The sequence below is a fragment of the Seinonella peptonophila genome (assembly GCF_900129355.1).
Lineage (GTDB): Bacteria > Bacillota > Bacilli > Thermoactinomycetales > Thermoactinomycetaceae > Seinonella > Seinonella peptonophila.
Map to the genome: position 1 here is coordinate 10961 of NZ_FQVL01000022.1, position 20245 is coordinate 31205.

A 20245-nucleotide genomic window follows, 5' to 3' on the forward strand; every position below is an offset into this window, starting at 1 on the left:
ATGTTGATGGAAGAGATTCAAGATTTATATGCTTTATCCCCTTTGCAACAAGGAATGCTCTTTCATTCTGCTTACGCAGAAAATTCAGGAATGTATGTTACGCAGTTAGCTGTGAAGATCAAAGGGCCGCTTGATGTGGCGGCCTTTGATCAAGCATGGCAACAAGTGTTGAACCGACATTCAATTTTTCGTACTGGATTTATCTGGGGCGAAACAGAGCAACCTTTGCAAATAGTTTACCGTACAGTTGAGTCGCCATTTCAATTCCTTGATTGGAGTCAGTTTTCGGAAATGGAGCAAAAACAAAAGATCGAGGAATTTTGTTATGCGGAAAGAATGAAAGACTTTGTTTTGACTGAAGCACCATTGATGAGAATATACCTGATCCGTTTAGATGAACAAGTGCATCAACTCGTCTGGACATACCATCATGTATTAATGGATGGATGGAGCTTACCCATTGTATTACAGGAATTATTTTCTTTTTATGAAGCCAATCGAAATCATGAACAATTATCGTTAGCCAAACCGAGACCTTATCATGACTATATCAAATGGTTGAGAGATCAAGATCAGTCAGAACTGAAAGCGTTTTGGGAAGATTATTTAGCTGGATTTGAGTCACCTACCTTGCTTAAATTGGAAAATTTCAGTATTGCGAAAGGGAAGCCCGAGTACCAAACGATTCATGCACATTGTGATCGAGAATTGAGTCATCAAGTACAAAATTTTGCGAAACAACGCCAAATTACGGTGAATACCTTAGTACAAGCTGCTTGGGCACTACTGCTCTCTCATTATAGTGGTGAAGAGGAAGTCGTATTTGGAACGACTGTTTCAGGTCGACCAGCTGAGCTGCCAGGTGTAGAGCAAATGGTAGGACTTTTTATTAATACGCTGCCGATTCGTATTGTAGTTGATGAGGAGTTGACGATTTTTGAATGGTTACAAAAACTTCAGCAAGAGTCAGTGAAATTACGTAAATATGAACACACCTCTTTGTTAGAAGTTCAAAATTGGAGCCAAGTTCCCAAAGGAACTCCATTGTTTGATACATTGTATGTATTTGAAAATTACCCAGTTCAAGAGTCTACAGCTGATGAAAATCAATTACAATTTGCTGATGTCATTTCATCTGAGCAAACCAATTACCCACTTACACTCGTGGCTGCACCAGGGGATCAAATTTCTTTAAAATTAATGTTTGATCAAACGCGCTATCAGCCAAAAGTTGTGCAAAGAATGTTAGCCGATTTGCAATGTATTTTACAGCAGCTTGTGACGCAGCCAAAGATCAAAATGGATCAAGTCTCTATTTTTACGGAAGCGGATCGAAGACAATGGGAGAACTGGAATCAAACTGAAGTTGATTTTCCCGCTCATAAAACCATCCATCAATTAATAGAAGGACAAGTCTACCAAACACCTGATCAGATAGCCCTCTATGATGGAGAGCGTCAGTTTACGTATCTTCAGGTGGAACGGCAAGCAAATCAATTAGCTCATCAGCTTCAGAGTTTGGGTGTTTGTCCAGGTGATCGAGTGGGTGTCTGCCTTCAACGCTCAGCAGAAATGGTGATGACTCTACTGGCGATCTTAAAAACTGGAGCAGCCTATGTACCGCTTGATCCAGCCTATCCACAACAAAGAATTCAATTTATGCTTTCCGATGCCCAAGTGGCAGCACTAGTAACAGAGGCAGCGTTAGTTGATTTGATGCATATTTATACGGGCCCTGCACTTCTGATTGATCAGCGTGAAGTATGGAGTGTCCATCCTACTGATCCTCCTTCTTGTGAGGTGGAGAGTGATGCACTAGCCTATTTAATCTATACCTCCGGATCAACTGGGAAACCAAAAGGAGTTATGATTGAGCATCGGCAGGCGGTTGCTTTGATTTCATGGGCTGGAAAAACCTTCTCAGCAACTGAATTAGCTGGGGTATTAGCCTCTACTTCCATTTGCTTTGATCTATCTGTTTTTGAAATGTTTGTGCCATTAGTACACGGTGGGGCGGTTCATATAGCTGAAAATGCTTTAGCTTTAGCACGATTGACAACCCGTGATAAGATCACATTAATTAATACTGTTCCATCGGCAGCGGGTGAGCTTGTTCGACAAGAAGCGATTCCAAACTCTGTCGAAACAATCAATTTGGCAGGTGAGGCACTAAATCGTTCACTTGTAGATAAGTTATATCAGAGTACTACAGTTAAAAAAGTATATAACTTGTATGGTCCTTCTGAGGATACTACTTACTCTACCTTTACTTGTGTCGCTCGAAATTCCAATAAAGCACCTACAATCGGACGACCTATTCATAATTCTGTTGTTTATGTGCTGGATCGTAATATGCAACAACTTCCAGTTGGGATTGCCGGAGAACTTTATCTTGCCGGAGCAGGTGTAACCAGAGGGTATTGGCAACGTGATGAATTAACACGTCAACGTTACCTAGAACATCCAAAGTGGGGGCGGCTTTATCGGACAGGTGATTTGGTTCGTTATTTGGAATCAGGTGAACTACAATTTTTAGGACGAGCAGATGATCAGGTAAAGGTTCGTGGCTTTCGTATAGAACTTGGAGAGATAGAAGAAGCGATTCGACAACACCCTCTTGTAAATGAAGCGGCAGTAATTGTGACAGGGGAGCGAATGGAGGAGCGCTCACTCATCGCGTATGTAGTCTCTGAATCTATAGTAGAATGGCGTGCATATTTGCGAGATCGTCTTCCTGAGTATATGATTCCTAATCACTTTATTCAGCTAGAGCGATTGCCATTGACACCGAATGGAAAGTTGGATCGCCGCGCGCTACCAAAACCATCAACAGAGGTGCTATTGGAAACAAAGGAACAAAACGAATCGCCATTAGAACAAATTGTAACAGGTATTTGGTGTGATGTATTACAAAGAGAATCAATTGATCGAGATGAGCATTTTTTTGAACTAGGAGGACATTCGCTTTTAGCGACACAAGTGATTTCCCGGATAGAATCAGCGCTACAAATGCAACTCCCTTTACGAATTCTCTTTGAAGCGCCGACTATTCATGAATTTGTGCAGGTGCTAGAGCGTTATCGAAAAGAGGAGTTTGTTTCATTACCACGACTTGAAGTACAGCAGTTGGAAGGAAACGAATCTCCACTTTCATTTGCTCAACAAAGAGTTTGGTTTATTGAACAGATGTCTCCGGGTGAGGTTACATACCAAATGCCATTTGCTTTGCGGATTAAAGGAAAATTAGATGTAGCAGGATTGGATCACGCGATCCAGCGAATGGTGATGAAACATGAAATATTGCGAACAACATTTACTGATCGAGAAGGTGAAGCGATCCAAGTCATTCATCCAGAAGGTAAAGTTCGGTTGGAGCAAGTAACATTAACAAATACAGATCCAGAAACCGAATTAGCTATCCATATGCAACAAGAAATGAATCAGCCCTTTGACTTGGTTCAGGGTCCACTGTTTCGAGTATATCTCTATACTTTATCGAATGATGAACATGTCTTATTTGTGCATATGCATCATTTGATTACAGATGGCTGGTCAACAGGGATTTGGATGAAAGAGCTATTTGCGACTGATTCTGACAAGCTAAGCGATTCTCTGCCAATTCAGTATAAAGATTTTGCTATTTGGCAAAGAAACTGGATGCAGGAAGAGTCATATACAAAACAGCTTCAATACTGGAAAGAAAAACTGGATCAATTACCCATCTTAGAGTTACCACTTGATTATTCAAGACCAAAAGAACAAACTTTTACTGGGAACAATGTAACTTTTACACTTGATCCGCAATTAACTGAGGAATTGGAAAAGTTGAGCCGTTCAGAAGATGTTACGCTTTATATGACACTGCTCGCGGCCTATAAATTGTTGCTTTATCGATATACAGGTCAAAAAGATTTAGTGGTAGGTACGCCAATTGCAAATCGGCAACATCAAGCCCTAGAGCAATTGATTGGCTTTTTTGTCAATACGCTTGCTTTAAGAACAGACTTATCTGGGGAATTAACTTGTCGTGAATTGTTAGAGAGAGTTCGACAAACTGCATTACAAGCATATGCTCATCAAGATGTTCCATTTGAAAAAATTGTTGATGAGCTACAGCTAGAGCGTGATCTCAGCCATACCCCAATCTTTCAAACCATGTTTGTCTTTCAAAATATCCCAACGATGAACCAATCTATTGACAGGCTTGAGATTTCCCCTTATGAGTTAGAGCATACTGTCGCCAAATTTGATCTGACCATGACATTAATGGAGAATGAAAATCAGGGATTAACAGGTAATATTGAATATAATCTTGACCTATTCAAAGAGAGTACAGTGAAACGGATGATGATTCATTTTCAGGAGATATTGAAGCAATTGGTCGAAGACCCTGATCAATCTATTGAAAGTCTCCAGTGCATGACTCAAGAAGAGTGTGATCAACTGCTTCGTTGGTCTGAACATCAACATCCTTTACAAGCAAATTCAATTGCAGAAGAATTTGAAAAACAGGTGCGTCGTGCTCCAGATCAGATTGCGTTGCGTCAAGAAGATGTCTCAATCACTTATCAAGCGTTAAATCAAGAAGCAAATCGTATCGCACACCGATTACGTCAGTTGGGAGTGGGGCGAGATACGTTAGTTGGGCTTTATCTAAAACGTTCACCTCAGTTATATTCCGCTATGTTAGGGATCTTAAAAGCAGGGGGGGCTTATGTACCGTTCGATTTAAATGATCCAACACAGCGCTTACATGAGATGATTCAATCATCAGGTTTACAATTTGTGATTACAAGTGATGAGCATGAAGATCGGTTTAGGCAAATAGATGTACAGCTACTACAGATTGATAAAAAAGATCAATGGAGTCAGCTAGATACAAATCCTCAGCCCGTCCAAAATGGTGATGATCGTGCTTATGTGATGTACACTTCTGGTTCTACTGGTAAGCCAAAGGGAGTAGAAGTTACACATCGCGGGGTATTACGTTTAGTGATCCCTGAAGGATATGCTGAATTTGGACCTGAAGAAACCTTCTTACAGTTAGCACCAGTTGCTTTTGATGCATCTACATTTGAAATATGGGGCTGTTTGTTGCATGGTGGAACTCTCGTGATAATGCCGCCAGAAACCCCTTCTTTATCCAAATTGGCAGAAGTGATACAGCAAGAATCGATTACTACTTTATGGCTAACAGTTGGGCTTTTTAATCTGATGGTTGAACATCATCTGCATGCGTTAGCAGGCCTGCGACAATTGCTTGTTGGTGGTGACATTGTCTCTCCAAGTCATGTGAAAAAGGTACTTTCGCTTGGTACTGTAACGGTGATCAATGGATATGGACCTACAGAAAATACTACATTTACTTGCTGCTATCCTATTCCTCATGACTGGTCAGAGAATGGATCAGTTCCGATCGGTCGACCAGTTGCAAATACACGGGTTTATGTGCTAAACGAACAGCAGCAACTTCAACCGATTGGTGTTCCAGGTGAACTATGGGTAGGAGGCGATGGATTAGCAAGAGGATATCTAGGTCAGCCCGAGCTAACAGAGGAGCGATTTATCGATCATCCGAAATGGGGTCGGCTATATCGTACTGGTGACCAAGTCCGTTACTTAGCTGATGGAAATCTTGAATTTCTAGGACGTTTAGATCAACAAGTCAAATTGCGAGGATATCGCATTGAACAAGGAGAGATAGAAGAAGTTCTACGAAGCCATGAAGCTGTCAAGGAAGCTACTGTTATCGTTGATGATCAACGCTTATATGCCTACTTACTTGGAAATGAAGTACAAGATATTTCCTACGATGAATGGCGTAACTTTCTACAAACGCGATTGCCTGATTATATGATTCCGTCTGCCTTTATTCCAGTTCATTCGATTCCATTAACACGAAATGGTAAAGTTGACCGTCAGCGTTTACCTAAGCCAGATAGTAGTCTTTATCATCTCGATTTGCCATTTGAAGCACCTCGCAATGAAATCGAGGAACAGTTGCTGATTGTGTGGAAAGAAGTACTAGGCATAGAGTCGATAAATATCCATGATAACTTTTTCCGTCTGGGCGGCGATTCGATTCTAAGCATTCAGATAGTGGCAAAGTGTAAACGTTATGGCTTGCAATTATCGCCAAAGAAGATTTTTGAATACCAAAGCATCGCTGAATTAGCAAAATATGTGCAGGTTCAACAAGATAGGGATGAAGAGCGACCAGAGGGCGAGGTTTCATTATTACCCATTCAAAAATGGTTCTTTGATCAGGAAATAGAGCCACGAAACCACTGGAACCAGGCCATGATGTTGACTGTTTCAAAAAAAATGCTAGCCAAAGACTGGAAAATGTTAATTCATAAATTGGTTGCGCATCATGATGCTCTGCGCCTTCGTTTCAAACAGGAGCAAGGAACTTGGAAACAATGGTATCAGTCTTCGGATGATGTTTTTTCGAGCGAATGGATTGATTTACATGAGTTATCCAAGACCCAGCAATTGGAGGCAATAAAACGTATTGCCCAGCGAACACAGACACAACTTGATTTACAAGAAGGTCCTTTATTCCGGGCAGTTTATTTCCATCTTGGTGAGGATCAGATAGATCAAGTGTTACTCGTTGCACATCATTTGGTGATTGATGGTGTTTCTTGGAGAATTTTGCTTGATGATCTAGAATCGTTAAGCGAGGGCTATTCATTACCTCCACGCACCACTTCTTATCAGCGATGGTCAGAATCGTTAACTGTCGACAAATTTGAACATGAACAACCATATTGGACAAATCTCTTAGAAGCTGGAACAACGCAGATTCCAAAAGATCATTCTCTAGGAGCTAATCGAGAAGCATCAACAGAACTGGTTTCGGTTCAACTCGATGAACAAGAAACAGAGCAATTATTGCAACAGGTTAGGATTCCAACAACCGAAATACTATTGACGGCTTTTGCCGATACGATGGGAGAATGGATGAAAGAAGAAAGTCTGCTCATTCATTTGGAAGGACATGGTAGGGAAGAATTGGATGAGCAAATTGACCTTTCACGTACCGTAGGTTGGTTTACTAGTCTTTATCCAATGCGGCTCATGACCAATCCTTTGCTTACACAAAAAGAACGGCTTACCCAAGTTCGTAAACAGATGAAAGAGATTCCTGGACATGGGATAGGCTATGGGATTCTACGTTATCGAGGGACTGATTTATTGCCTTGGGAGCCTTTGATTGAAGTTAGTTTTAATTATCTAGGACAATTTACAGCACAGGCTGAACAAAAAGTTAACTTTCAAAATGTAAGCCAAGAAGTAGGAGAGATGATTGATCCAAATGCAGATCGACCTTATCTTCTTGATATCATTGCGGTAACGTCCGAAGGTAAGCTAAGTATTTCTTGGAAATATAGCAAGAATATTCACCGTAGAGAAACCATTCAACAGCTTGCTGAGCAAATGATCATGTACTTGCGTTCACTGTTACGCAATTGGGAGAGTTGGTTACATCTCCAAGTGACACAAGAAGATTTTCCATTGGCTACTATTGACCCAGCTATCCTTCTTCAACGTGTAGAAGACTCGATAACCGTTGAAAATCTTTATCCTGTTACACCATTACAACAAGGGATGATCTTTCATTCATTGTATAGTCAACATCAAGATGATTATATTACTCAGATTTGTTTTCAATTACGGGGCAAATTAAGCGTAGATAGGCTACACCATTCATGGCAAACTTTGATCCAACGGCATGCGAGTTTGCGCACTGGCTTTATCATTCCTAGTGAAGGTGAGCCACATCAAGTTGTATATCGTAAAGTTGACTGCCCATTAGAAATCATGGATTGGCGTAATCTTACTGAGACTGAGCAAAAAGATCAGTTAAACGAACAATTGTGTCAAGAGCGATTAAAAGGATTTGCTTTTGCTGCCCCACCGCTTATGCGCTTATTATTGATCAGGATTGGTGAAGATCAATATCAGCTCATTTGGACACATCATCATGTGTTATTAGATGGTTGGAGTATTCCACTTCTCATACAAGAATGGCTGATGATTGACCAAGGACTAGAATTACCCCCTGTTCAAAATTATGGGGAATATATCGCTTGGTTGAAAAATCAGGAACGTGGAGAAGCAAAATCTTTTTGGCGTAAACAGTTACAAGGCTTTACATCTCCAATTCGGATTCCTACTGATCGTGAGCATCAGAAGAGCGCTTCGCCGGGAGAAGTGAAGGAACGGTTATCAGTAGAGTTATCTGAAGGGATAAAGCGGTTTGCGCGAGAGCAACGTGTAACGTTAAATACTGTATTACAAGGTGCATGGGGACTGCTATTGCGACGATTGACAGGGCAGAGTGATTTGATCTATGGAGTAACAAGTTCAGGAAGACCGGCTGATTTATCTGGTGTTGAGCAAATGATTGGACTATTTATCAACACACTGCCCATACGATTACAAATAAATGATGAGTTGGGCATTGGTGAATGGCTGCGCGGATTACAAGCCCAACAAAGCGAAATGAGACAATTTGATTATTTACCACTTGTTGATATTCAAGAGTGCAGTGACGTACCTAGTGGTGTTCCACTATTTGATACATTATTTGTATTTGAAAATTACCCATTGACGAAAATGGACAAAGAGTCCAACCATACACAAGGGTTTTCATTGGAAGAGGTGCAAGCATTTGATCAGAGCCATTTTCCATTTACAGTGGTTACAGGGCCAGGTGAACAAGTCTATCTAAAAATCACCTATGATCAAAATCGATATTCGCTAGAATTAGTTGAGCAATATCGCCGCTACTATCAACATATTCTTCGACAAATGGTTCTTCAGCCGATTGCGAAATTAAGTGAAATCACACTCCTTACAAAGGCAGAAGAACAACAATTACTTGTTGAATGGAATTGTACAGAAGTGGAATACGCACGTGACTCTAACGTAGCGGAGCAATTTTCATTCCAAGCTGTGCGTACTCCAGGCGCAATTGCTCTGATGACTGATCAGCAACAGCTTACCTATCAGGAGTGTGAGGAAAAATCAAATCAATGGGCGCACCTATTGATACAAAAAGGTGTAAAACCAGGAGATCGGATTGGCGTCGCCTTGGGAAGATCAGTTGATTTTGTCTTGAGTATATTAGCAATTTTGAAGGTTGGAGCTGCTTATGTTCCATTTGATACATCATATCCGGCGGCGACCCTCAAGCAAATGATTGACGATACAACGATCGATCTTGTGCTTACTGATCCTGATCGGTGTAAGTTGTTTGAAGACTTTACCCACTGTCTGTTGGTAAATGAACTTTCGGAACAGGTAACCCAACAATCGAAGCTGTCGCCCAGTGTATCCTGCAATGCAAGGGATTTGGCCTATATTATGTTTACTTCAGGGTCAACAGGGAAGCCAAAGGGAGTAGCAATTTCGCATCGGTCGATTCTACGCTTGGTGCAAAATGTTGATTATGCAGAACTTACAGCGGATCATACATTTTTATTACTGGCACCAACAGCCTTTGATGCTTCTACATTTGAGCTATGGGGATCATTGTTGAATGGTGCGCGTTTAGCCATCATGACAGAAGAAAAACCTACCCTTTCTAAGATTGCAACTGCCATTGAAGAGTATCAAGTGACAACCCTTTGGTTAACAGCGGGCTTGTTTGCCCTGATGGCTGATCACCAGCTATCAACACTATGTCAGCTCCAACAACTTTTAGTGGGTGGAGATGTCGTATCTGTTAATCATGTGCAAAAGGTTTTAGCAGCAGGTAAAACCAAAGTTGTCAATGGTTATGGACCTACTGAATCAACCACTTTCGCTTGTTGTTATCAGGTGCCTCGAGATTTTGAAGGGTATGCTTTGCCAATTGGTCGACCCATCGCAAATACACAAGTTTATGTACTTGATGAACGTCAACAACCTGTACCAATTGGAACAGTGGGAGAACTGTATATCGGAGGTGATGGATTATCTCTTGGTTACTGGAACCAAGAAGCGTTAACAAAAGAAGTCTTTGTTCGTCATCCTTATAGTACGAATCCTACTGATAAACTTTATCGAACAGGTGATTTGGTACGGTATTTGCCCAATGGTGAACTTATGTTTATCGGTCGACGTGATCAACAAGTAAAAGTACGCGGTTATCGTGTAGAACGTACAGCAATCGAACATCTCTTATTACAACATGAACATGTACAAGAAGCTGTCGTAATTGTAGATCAGCAAAAACAATTAATCGCCTATGTGATGGGATCAGCAACGGAAGAAGAGCTAAAAAGTCATGTTCAAAAACGTCTTCCAATCTTTATGGTTCCTGCACAAATCATTCGTTTGGATCGACTTCCGCTCACACCTAACGGTAAGGTTGATCATCGTGCATTGCCAAAACCGATGACCACACAGGAAAGGATGCAAGCAAAAACTGAAGTAGAAAAACGATTGGTTGAAATGTGGGCAGAAATTTTAGAGATCGATCACGTGGGAATTGATGATCATTTCTTTGCTTTAGGTGGACATTCATTTCATGCGATGCGTTTAATGGCGATGATCGAGGAGCATCTTGATATTTCTTTACCGTTATCTACATTATTTGAGGCACCTACCATTCGCGAATTAGCACTGCATCTTGAACAGAAGCCAGATAAAACGTCTTCCCTTGTTTGTTTACAGCAGGGAGATAAAACGATTCGACCATTATTTCTTATTCACCCACAAGGTGGAGGTATATTATCCTTTGCGCCCCTTGTATCGTTGCTTGCTTCAGAGTTGCCAGTCTATGGATTACAGTCGATTGGCTATGAAGGGGAAGAACCGCCACTTGCTACGATTGAGATGATGGCAGAAAGGTATTGTGAAAACATACGTACCATACAGCCGAAAGGTCCATATCGTCTCTTAGGTTGGTCATTTGGTGGATGTTTAGCAGTTGAAATGGCACGTTATATGGAATCTGTGGGAGAAGAGATAGAATGGGTTGGTTTAATCGATAGTACATGGCTGCCACACGAACAAAAGCAGAGTTTTATTGAAAGTATTACCCATCCTGAAACGATTCAAGCACAGGCTCAGTCGCTTGGTGTAGAGACAACATCACCTAAAGTAGTGATTTGGATGCAAAATGGACTTGCCTACGCAAGTTATCAACCGACAAAACCTGTGAAAGCCGATTTATATCTCTTTCGTGCGGCAGATCATCAAGCAACATTTGGTTGTTATGATTGGAGTCAATTGACAACAGGTATTTATCAACAGCTAGAATGCCCAGGTGATCATACCACCATGCTATCTTTGCCACATGTAAAGCATCTTGCGATAGAGATTCGTAAGTTGACAATTGACCCAGTTCAAGTTGATTAGTCAAACGAAGATTAGAAAGGATTATTTCACAATGGATTCACCTTGGTTTCCGTTTAATCATCAAGTATCAACATGTAAAGAAAGATTTTTTTGCTTCCCATATGGAGGTGGGAATCCACAATTTTATCGAGCATGGCAAAATAAAATGCCCCAAGGGATCGAAATCGTACCCGTCCAGTTGCCTGGGCGGGGCATGCGATTTCATGAGCAGAACATTGATTCAGTCGATCAATTAATTGAAATATTAGCAAGAGAGATCCTTCATTATCTAGATCGTCCCTTTTTCTTTTTTGGTCATAGCTTTGGATCACTCATTAGCTATGAACTAGCCAGTTTTCTTCATGATCAATATCAAAAGCAACCCAATCACCTTTTTGTTTCAGGATATCATGCACCACATTTACCTGATCCAAATCCACCTATCTATCATTTGCCTGATGATCAATTTATTGATGAGGTAATTGCTAAAAATGGGATGCCAAAGGAAATTTTGGCCCAAAGAGAGTATTTGGATGTTTTCCTGCCATGTTTGCGTGCTGACTTTACAGCGGCTGAAACATACCAACATAAAAAAAGAAAACTATTAACTTGCCCGATCACCATTTTTGGTGGAAAAGATGATCACGAAGCAGATTTCGAACATCTCGAAGCATGGAAAGAGTTAACAACAGGTGCTTTTGAAAAAATTTTATTTCCGGGTGATCATTTTTTTATTCATTCTGCGGAAAATGAGTTAATCGATACAATTGTTAATCGATTGCGATTTAAGCGAAGCCATTCTTCGTAGAAGAATGGCTCAGATTGTAGACAAAGCATAAGTCGCTTTCATTTCTGAGAGTCAAGGTTTATTGCACTCTGTGTTATTGAAAAGGATTGATGCATCCAGTTCAGGCTACGTAGATGTATTCAAGACGCCGCGACTACTCGCTCAGGGCGGTATCAACTCGGCTATGCGCGTCATAGTAAGACTTGCAGCGTAGCTGCTTAGCGAAACTTATGCACGGCGTGTGCAGACAGTACTACCTCCTATTCTTCGCTTCATAGTCGCAGCTTTGTAGCGCCTAGACAAATGCGGGATTAGAAGCATTTGTCCGGCCATTACAAACCATCCTTTAAACATGCTTTATTTTCATGTGATTTTTCACCAAAATATAGGTTTTTCATCAGTTTGAATGAACAAATTCTTTATTTATCCATTTCTCTTTCTGTTGTAGGAGCATCAAGGATGTCAATGGAGGCTCGTTGCACCTCTTGATAACCTACTAAAATCGGGTCGATTTGCCTAAATGTATAATTGGGCATGAGTTTATATTGTATATCCATAAGTCCAGCTTTATTTAATTGAGGTTTTTTTCTTCTTGGCTGTTTGATTAGCTGAGGTTGATACCATTTTGTTATCAAAGATTCCGGTAGTTGTAGTCCCTGTTGAGCAAATATTTTCATGCGTATTTGTGTTCCCATTCCTGTATGGTATAAAGTTTGCCGCTGTGAAGCGGAAGAGGACTTATGAGATATTTTGATTGGTTGTTTGGATGCTGGATGATGACCTTGTAAATTCATTTGCCTGGAAAGAAAGTTGAGAAATGGTTGTAATAAATTAGATTGAGGTGATTTTACACGCTGATCATGTTTCCATAAACGATCTAAATGTTGATTAAGTGATACGGCCGCTTCAGTAAGATGCATGATCTCATACTTAGAATAAGGATTTTCTTCTGTCTGTTTAGCTTCTAATAGGCTAAAACCTTGGCTGATTCGTTCGACAATCGGATAGTGAATTCTCATCACGGGTGGAATTGTATAACCCATTTGTTCTACTGAATGAAAAGAATCAGTCATTTCTTGCGCCGACAAATATAAAGGTTGATAGAGAGCAGTGAACATTTGCTTGCATGGTTTTACCCCTTGTGGAAGGGATTGTAATGGTGAAATACACTGCAAACGAAGAAGGCTAGTAAAAAGCAGACCATTAGTCGGCTTATCTATCTCTAATTGGGCAAACTCAGGGATTACCGCCAAGGTCTTTTCCAGATCGGAGGTTGGAGTTGATCCATCTTGGATGAGTTGGTCTAAATACCGATTCAACTCTATAAGTTGTTGACAGAAAGCAGGTAAATCACGTTTCATCCATTGTTCTTGAGCCTTTTCATTCATTATTTCTACTCGGTCAGCATTCGTTTCTAGTGATGGATCTGGCTGTGGTTCAGGTATATTCGTTTGTTGATATGATTGCCTGCCTGTATGCTGTAAGGATAAAATATCGGAGATTTTATTAGCAGTCAGTTTCATTGCAGCAGGAAAGTTAACTTTCTCAATCTGTGTCCCAAGCCAATATTCCCCAGTATTCTCTTCTATTAAGATATCATTTCGTATTAAGGAAAGAAGATTGTTTCTAAACGTACTAGACTTTACATCAGATAGAACGTTTTTTATCTCTATCCTTGTTACTGGTTGATGATATTCACGCCCCTCTAACAATCCGATTATCGTTTGCATGATCTTTAATTGTACAGGGGTTAATCTAAGTCTCTGATGTTGTTGAGTTTGTCCTAATTGCTGTTTTTTAAAGGCTTTGACAATGCCTTCATCAGATAGTCCCGTTGCGGTGGGAAAGTTAACATCTACAATCCGTGATCCGAGCCAATATTCTCCGATATTTCCGCTTGTTAATATCTTTGCCTTTTCTAATTCATATAAATAGTCCTTTAAGGTATTATCGTTAACAGCAGATAACACATTTTTTAGCTCAATCTTTGTAACCGGCTGACGATATTGATGCTCCTCTAATAATGTGATCACTGTCTGTACGATTTTCAATCGTTCTGGAGATAATCTCAGTTTTCCCTGATATCGCATTTTTCCTTCTTGCTGTTTGATTAGCGCTTTCGCTATATCCTCATTTGTAAGTCCGATTGCTGAAAGGTCAAGATTGCGAATTTGCTCCCCAAGCCAATACTCGCCTGCTTTTTTTCCCCTCTCTAAAACATTTCCTTTATGTAAATCGGATAAATATTGTTTTAATAAAAGCTGATTTACCTCTGTTAAGTGCTGTTGTAATTGTGAATTGGTTACAGGTTGATTATATTGATTTTCCTCTAGTAATTGGAAAAGCTGCCGCACAATTTTTATTTTTATCGCTGAGAGCTTGTTTTTTTCTATGATTTTACTCACCTCGAATCTAGTTGGATTAGTATGTATCCTATAATGAAGGATAGTCAATGCTTATCAAGTTCGTTATATTTTTAGCATAGCAAAAAAAGCCTATTGGAAGTAACTTTTTCCATAAATACAAGATATTTTATATGTATTTGAGCAGCAAGCATCTCACATCGAATGAGTAAAGTAATAGAGAAAAAAATAAAGAGAATTTAAGTTTCGTTAAAGGTATGTCCATTAAGATAATCTTGCAAGGAAATATCAATACAAAAGCAAATTATTTTAATGGAGGTATGTATGATGAAACGGTTTTTTTCTTCTCTCAGTTCGACCAAGAAAATGTTAGGGATTACTGCTGTATGTGGAGCATTAGTATTGTCGATTGGTACTGGAGCAACTTTTGCTGAAAAAGCAGAAAGTGGTACAAAATCAGGATTGAAAGATCAGTTTGAGTTCAAAACACAACCGATAGTTAAAGCTGGAACTGGCCCTACGCTATATTCAAATAACAATGGAAAAAACAAAGTCCAGTTTTCGCCAAACGAGGCAATTCCAAATCAGAAATTTGCTTTGAATGAGAAAAAATTACAAGTTCGAACACAGAACGGGAAAACTGAGTTTTCAACAGATGGTGGGAAAACCTGGAGTAAAACCCCACCAAAAGATGTGATAGTCGGAAAAGATGGTTCGATCATATTTACGACAGACGATAAATCATTGGATCCAAATAAAGGTGCTAAAAGTAAGCTTTTGGTAAGACAGATAAAAGGGAAAACTGAGTTTTCGACAGATGATGGGAAAACCTGGAGTAAAACTCCACCTAAAGGTGTTATAGTCGGAAAAAATGGTTCAATCATATATACTCAAGGTGACAAAAAATTCCATACAAATAAAGGCGCTAAAGGTAATGTGATGATTAAAGAGACGAATGGGAAGACAGAGTATTCAACGAATGATGGGAAAACTTGGAGCAAAAACCCTCCAAATGGGATTCAAATGGAACAGCATGGTCAACAACATGTTGTAATCGAACATTAAAGCTCTGTGAATTTATAAAAAATGATAAGTGTGATATAAAGAAGGCTGGATAACATTCGGTCTTCTTTATTTTCAAACAAGGGGCTATATTGGGAATATATACAGAGCGGAGGGAATCAATTGAGAATTTTGCTCGTTGAAGATGAAAAATATATATCAGAAGCAATAGCGCATGTTCTAAAAATAAATCAATATATTGTTGATATAGAATCAGATGGTGAGAGTGGGCTTTATGCAGGTCTATCTGGGATATATGATATGATAATCTTAGATATTATGCTACCTAAGTTAGATGGAATTCATGTGTTAAAAGAATTACGGAAGCAAAAAATTAAAGTTCCGATCATGATGTTAACTGCTTTGGGAGAAACAGATGACAAAGTAACTGGGTTAGATAGCGGAGCGGATGATTATATAGCAAAGCCCGTACCTACAGAGGAACTGTTAGCTCGTATACGTGCTTTAGGACGGCGTCAGCAAGTATGGCATCAAAATGGTATATTAAAATTTGGATCTGTTGAATTAGATCCGCATCAGTTGGTTCTAAGGTGCCACAATCGTGATTTTCGCTTAACACCAAAAGAGTGTCAAGTGTTGGAGTTATTAATGAATAGGAGAAATACAATTCTTTCGAAGGATATGATCATTGAAAAAGTGTGGGGTTTTGATTCAGAAGCTACTGATAATCATGTTGAAGTCTATATCTCGTTTTTACGGAAGAAGCTTCATAATATACAAGCAGATATTATGATTCAAACAGTACGTAGAATTGGCTATATTTTAAAAATGAAAGGTGCAGCAGAAAATGTTTAAGAAGCTGCGTAACCATTTTTTGCTCATCAACATCACGATTATTTCATTCGTGATGATTACTGCATTAGCTGTTATCTATTCTATCACGTATAAAAAAGTACAAAGTGAGATAGAAGAGAAGTTACGTCCATTAGAAGTGATGAATCAAATGGTTACTACTAACGGACCAATAGAAGATAGTAAAAATATAAAATTTCAAAATGCTCAAGTCTTAGTAAACCGCTCACTCTCATTTGTAAGTCGTGTTGATAAAACGGGAAAAATGATAAGTGTTGATTCATATCTGAACTTATCCAACCAGATATATCAAAAATTATCTATTCTTGCTTGGGAAAATAAAGAAAAATATGCAATTATCGATGCATATGGGAAGAAATGGGCTTATTCTAAAATACCCCTTATCTCTAATCAAGTAAACACTTTCCATGATGGTAATGTAGTCTCTTCAAAAGTAGAGGAAAATAAGGGTGAAGGGAGCTCTATTGCTTTTCTCGATGTGACTAGTTCTTATCAAATGTTGCAGGAGCTGTTAACAACATTAATCATCGTGGGAATTGGTATGGTAGTTGCTATCTTTTGTATGAGTCTATATTTTGCTAATCGGGCTATTCAACCAATCGAAGAATCATGGGAAAAACAGAAACAATTTATTGCTCATGCTTCTCATGAGTTAAAGACCCCATTAGCAATTATCAGTGCTAACACAGATGCAATACTTGTAAGTAGAGAAAATACGATTGAACAATCAAAAAAATGGTTCGATCATATTCGGGAAGAAATAGCAAGTATGTCGAAATTAATCAATGGTTTATTATATCTAGCTAAAACGGAGGATACAACAATTCGGACCGCTTATCGAACCTTTAATTTTAGCAATATGGTAAACAATGTTATATTGTCAATGGAAGCTGTAGCATTTGAAAACCAAGTTCATCTTCGCCATCAAATTGAACCTAATATAAAAATGAAAGGTGATCCAGATCAAATTAAGCAATTATTAATCATTTTGTTAGATAATGCGATCAAATATACAAATAAAAATGGGCATATCTCAATTAGTGTTTGTTCCAACTTTCGCCAAGTTATTTATTCGATTCGAAATACAGGACAAGGAATAAAAAAGGAGGAATTAACAAAAATTTTCGATCGGTTCTATCGGACAGACGCTTCAAGAGTGAATGCAAATGGATATGGATTGGGACTAGCTGTAGCCAAAGCGATTATTGATCGACATCAAGGAAAAATAGCGGTTGAAAGTGTAGAAAACAAACATACTACCTTTACATTTAAATTTCGGATCATTCATGAATAAATGAGCTTGAACAAGATGAATCTTTGTGAATAGCTATACCAGATTGATATTTCTTTCGTTGGCGAAAGGTTGCTGTGTTGGATCAATATGTTAAAGGATGTCTTAATGTGAAAAATAGATATGGTCATTATCCCTTTTTTGTATTTTTTGTACTTCTTTTATTGATGAACCATTTTGTTTATTTATATGGTGATGATTTTCGTTATGCAGCTTATTTTGGCTTGTATTCTCAGTTTCAGGGCCAGGAGTTTTCATTTCAAAATGTGTTGAACACGCAATTATATGATTATTTTCATGCCAACGGTAGACTGTTGATCAATATATTCACGATTTTTACGCTTGTGAATGGAATTGAGCTATGGCGTTTAGTAAATCCTTTACTGCTTACATTGCTCGCATATAGCATGTTTTATACGATCTATATTCGTTTGCCAAAAAGAGATGATGTCTACAGAAGTATGATTATTGTCACGCTATTTATGTCTATTCATATCCTGATCATGAGACAAACCATTAACTACGCCACGGGCGCATTTAATTATATCTATCCGATGATCTTTCTCTTTTTATTCATAGCCTATTTTCGTAGAAGTGATATCGGACAACCTGTGCAAAGTAACATAGCTTATATATTTTTTATAATGGCTGGATTTTTAGCTGGCTGGTCACAAGAACAAGTGTCAGCTTTAAGCGTGGTACTGGTTACTTTATGGTTATTTAAGCAATGGTTTCAGCGAAAGAGAGTCGAGCTTCGTCCGATCAGTATTGCGCTAGCAGTTATTCTGGGTGCTATTTGTTTATTTCTAGCCCCAGGTCCGAAACTTCGAGTTTTAGATCATTCTCTTGCATTCTATAATCATTTATCTATGTTAGGGAAAATCAAACATACTTTACCATATGTAATGAATTACTTTGTTTTGCAACAAACAGTCTTCATCGTCTTGGTTACATTCTTTTTAGCATTGCTTTTTTATCAGAAAACAAAAAATATGGTAGCATTTATTGTTATTCAAATTCTATTAGTTCCTGCTCTTTTCTCGATTGAGTTATTTGGTAGATTTTCTATTTATCAAGTTTTTACGAATCAATTGCTTACAACAATCTATGGATTATTAGTGATGATCATGATTTGCTTATTGGCTTTTTATCTTGGAATCAAAGAGAAGAAGTGTTTGTATTTTGCATTTACGATTGGTTTTCTAATGCCTGATCTTATCATGATTTTTACCGCTCCAGTGGCGGGGGGACGAGTTGCTTTTCCAGCTATTCCGTTTGCTATTTGTTTGATTTCTTTTTTGATCAGTCAAATCAAAGAGCTTCGATATATACGTGTATTTATGATTACGTTAGGAATATGTGCATTCCTTCACTATGGGGTAACGCTAAAAAATTACTATCATAATGCAGTTGTGCAAGAGAAACGGATCAATATCATACAAACAAGTAGAGAACCATTGAATGGTGTTATGAAGTTGCCAGCGTTAAAAGATCGATATTATGCAGCTTATGAAATTACGAATTATCCTTGGGTAGTCGATGCATTTAAGGCATATTATCAAATTCCCATGGATACTAAGATTGAGTTATTGAAATGAAAATATGAGAGGTTCAGTTGAAAAAACGAACTGAAGCAAATTCTTCGCAAAGGAAAATCAATGAAAAGGAAGGGCTTGATTCTTGTGAACTGGGAAGGATGGGAGAATCATTTGCCTATCTCTAAAGTCGCTTGAGAATTTCATGAGAGTGTTGGTTAAAGATATAGTGAAGACTTCATGATAAATTTTTATCATTAGGATATGTTATATTTGTAATATTCAGATCATTTTGGTTAACAGCCATGCCGAAACATGACCTAGGGGACATGGCCCAACTGCACATCATCGTACAGTAAAGTGGAAGACTTGTAGTGGGGACTACCACTTATGGGACTGTTCCTCCATTCGTGTAGCAAAGCATGTTCCAGCTTCAGCAACGGACGCAGGAACTTCCAGATCTTGTAGCCCGAGGCGAGCTCCGCCGACAACATGTTTATCTAGATTAGGTAAACAAGAGGGAAACAAAGTGAAATTCAAATGATGTATGAGTATTGAACACTCCCGCCACCTACGCTAACGCTAAGAGGTGGGGGATTCTTGGGAACTCCCATCTACTGACGGGATATGAACCAAGCTATACCGCCATTCCAGCGGCAATGAGTCTTATACCTTCTTGCAAGATGTTCGTAGCGGCGTTCATGTCTCTGTCGTGTTCTGTACCACAATCAGGACATGTCCACTTTCTAAGGTTGAGGCTTTTCACTTCCTTATTTCTGTAACCACAGTTGGAACAAAGCTGACTGGATGGAAAGGTTTTCCCTACTTTCACAATGGTTCTTCCGAACCATTGTGCCTTGTACTCCAGCATGGCTACAAATTCGGACCATGAGACGTCAGTAATGGATTTAGCTAGGCTGTGGTTTTTCACCATATTCGCCACTTGTAAGTCCTCTAAAGCGATCGTTTGGTTTTCACGTATGAGCTTAGTGGACCATTTATGTAAGAAGTCGTGCCGTGCATTTACTATTTTTTCATG

8 protein-coding genes are annotated in these 20245 nt (G+C 39.0%); 6 read left to right on the plus strand and 2 right to left on the minus strand.

Features of this window, described 5'->3' with window-relative positions; genetic code table 11:
* Both BUB71_RS18070 and BUB71_RS18075 read left to right on the plus strand, forming a co-directional pair.
* The gene (locus tag BUB71_RS18070; protein ID WP_073158464.1) at positions 1-11355 is read left to right on the plus strand and encodes an amino acid adenylation domain-containing protein; all 11355 of its coding nucleotides are present in this window, start codon (positions 1-3) and stop codon (positions 11353-11355) included.
* A 31-nt stretch (positions 11356-11386) separates the two neighbouring features.
* Positions 11387-12142, plus strand: a complete 756-nt coding sequence (locus tag BUB71_RS18075; protein WP_073158467.1) for a thioesterase II family protein — start codon at positions 11387-11389, stop codon at positions 12140-12142.
* Positions 12143-12540: 398 nt separating this feature from the next.
* Here BUB71_RS18075 and BUB71_RS18080 read toward each other — a convergent pair whose 3' ends face one another.
* A complete protein-coding gene (locus BUB71_RS18080) occupies positions 12541-14526 on the minus strand; it encodes a hypothetical protein (protein WP_073158471.1) in 1986 nt (661 codons plus the stop codon).
* 282 nt (positions 14527-14808) lie between these two features.
* Here BUB71_RS18080 and BUB71_RS18085 point away from each other — a divergent pair, with 282 nt between their 5' ends.
* From BUB71_RS18085 to BUB71_RS18100, 4 genes are all read left to right on the plus strand, one after another.
* Positions 14809-15549 carry a sialidase family protein gene (locus BUB71_RS18085; protein ID WP_175552422.1) on the plus strand — a complete coding sequence of 247 codons (741 nt, stop codon included), beginning with the start codon at positions 14809-14811 and terminating at the stop codon, positions 15547-15549.
* Between the two features lie 120 nt (positions 15550-15669).
* Positions 15670-16362, plus strand: a complete 693-nt coding sequence (locus tag BUB71_RS18090) for a response regulator transcription factor (RefSeq protein ID WP_073158477.1) — start codon at positions 15670-15672, stop codon at positions 16360-16362.
* Positions 16355-17674: a sensor histidine kinase gene (locus tag BUB71_RS18095; RefSeq protein WP_073158479.1), complete on the plus strand. Its 1320-nt coding sequence runs from the start codon at positions 16355-16357 to the stop codon at positions 17672-17674. The genes BUB71_RS18090 and BUB71_RS18095 overlap by 8 nt, the downstream gene beginning before the upstream one ends.
* A gap of 107 nt (positions 17675-17781) precedes the next feature.
* Positions 17782-19269, plus strand: a complete 1488-nt coding sequence (locus tag BUB71_RS18100) for a DUF6056 family protein (protein WP_073158482.1) — start codon at positions 17782-17784, stop codon at positions 19267-19269.
* A 574-nt stretch (positions 19270-19843) separates the two neighbouring features.
* On the opposite strand, the gene BUB71_RS18105 is transcribed toward BUB71_RS18100, so the two are convergent.
* A partial coding sequence (locus BUB71_RS18105) for an RNA-guided endonuclease TnpB family protein (RefSeq protein ID WP_139279189.1) occupies positions 19844-20245 on the minus strand: 402 nt, incomplete at its 5' end.

Bases quoted from the DNA above. Each gene is read 5' to 3' on its own strand.
- BUB71_RS18095 (WP_073158479.1), top strand. From the start codon at position 16,355: ATGTTTAAGAAGCTGCGTAACCATTTTTTGCTCATCAACATCACGATT.
- BUB71_RS18085 (WP_175552422.1), top strand. From the start codon at position 14,809: ATGATGAAACGGTTTTTTTCTTCTCTCAGTTCGACCAAGAAAATGTTA.
- BUB71_RS18075 (WP_073158467.1), top strand. From the start codon at position 11,387: ATGGATTCACCTTGGTTTCCGTTTAATCATCAAGTATCAACATGTAAA.
- BUB71_RS18070 (WP_073158464.1), top strand. From the start codon at position 1: ATGTTGATGGAAGAGATTCAAGATTTATATGCTTTATCCCCTTTGCAA.